This window comes from Agromyces seonyuensis (genome assembly GCF_009789225.1).
GTDB lineage: Bacteria > Actinomycetota > Actinomycetes > Actinomycetales > Microbacteriaceae > Agromyces > Agromyces seonyuensis.
The window spans coordinates 1-1,393 of sequence record NZ_WSTA01000149.1 but is presented as its reverse complement, the minus strand read 5'-3'; the positions used below and the strand labels follow the sequence as shown (position 1 = coordinate 1,393).

Sequence of the window (1,393 nt, the reverse complement as noted above, 5' to 3'; positions counted from 1 at the left end):
TGCGGGCCAGGTCGCCGCCGGTCGCGTCGCGCGGGTCGCTCCGGCCGAGCCGCCCGCCGGCGTCGCCGTCGACCCCGTCGCCCCTGCCGCGCTGCCGGCCCTCGATCGAGCACCGACGATCGAGCTCCGCGGGCTGACGGCGCACTGGCCCACGACGCCCGGCGACGACCGTCCCGCATCCGGGCTCGGACGCGCCGATCTCGTGCTGCGGCCGGGGGAGCGGGTGCTCGTGCGCGGGCCTTCGGGCGCGGGCAAGACGACGCTCGCCCACGTGCTCGTGCGCTTCCTCGACTACACCGGTTCGTATCTGATCGACGGCGTCGAGGCGAAGGATGCCGCGGGCGACGCCGTGCGCGAGCGCATCGGGCTCGTCGAGCAGCGACCGTGGCTCTTCGACGAGTCGATCCGGCAGAACCTGCTCTTCGCCGATCCCGACGCCGACGACGCGGCGCTCGAGCGCGTGCTGGCCGCGGTCGGCCTCGCGGACTGGGCCGAGCGACGCGGCGGCCTCGACGCCGCGGTCGGGGAGCGGGGCGCGCTCGTCTCCGGCGGCCAGGCGCAGCGCCTCGCGCTCGCCCGGGCGATGCTGCGCGGGTTCCCGATGCTCGTCCTCGACGAACCGACGGCCAACGTCGATGCGCCCCTCGCGGACCGCCTGCTCGCCGATCTCCTCGACGCCGCCGAGGCCGAGGGCCGAACGATCGTGTGCATCGCCCACGCCGACGTCGATGTCGCACGCTTCGACCGCGTCGTCGAGGTCGAGGACGGGGTGCTGGGCGACCCGGCCGATTCCCGGCGCTGAGCGCGCAGTCCCTATCCTGGGTCGGTGCACCGCCCCCTCCGGATCGTCCTGCCGGACCGTCGCGACGCCGAGGCCGTGTTCCTCGCGCTCGACGACGGCGGCGACGCCGTCTGGCTGGATTCCGGCCCGGGCGCGACGGGCGGGCACTCCGTCATCGGCATCGCGGATGCCTCGTCGGCGCGGCTCGTCGTCGGCGCCGACGGCCGACTGATCCGCTCGGATGCCGACGGCGACGTCGTGCTCGCCGGCTCGGTCTTCGATGCGCTCGCCGAGTCGCTCGTGGCGGACGACCCGATCGACGCCGGTGCCGTCGACCCGGTCGCGCCGTTCGAGGAACCCGGTCCCGGCTGGTTCGGCTGGTTCGGCTACGAGGTCGGCGCGGCCGCCGCGGGCGCGCCCGTGCACGCGGCTGAAACGCCGGGCGCTGCGTGGGTGCGGTTGGACCGGCTCGTCGTGATCGACCATGCCGCGGATGCCGTCGTACTGCGCACCGCCGGCCGCGCGGGCGACGCGGAGTGGGCCGCCGCGACCGTCGCCCGCATCGCCGCGATCCCGAACGGCCCGCTCCCGGCGCCGGCCGCCCCGCCGCCG

At 76.5% G+C, this 1,393-nt stretch carries 1 protein-coding gene and 1 pseudogene; both read left to right on the top strand.

The window, feature by feature from the left end; all coding sequences use genetic code 11:
* The coding region (locus tag GB864_RS17955; RefSeq protein WP_160427050.1) for an ATP-binding cassette domain-containing protein at positions 1 to 802 on the top strand (802 nt) is incomplete at its 5' end.
* Positions 803 to 826: 24 nt separating this feature from the next.
* Positions 827 to 1,393: pseudogene (locus GB864_RS17950) on the top strand (hypothetical protein); the annotation flags it as partial.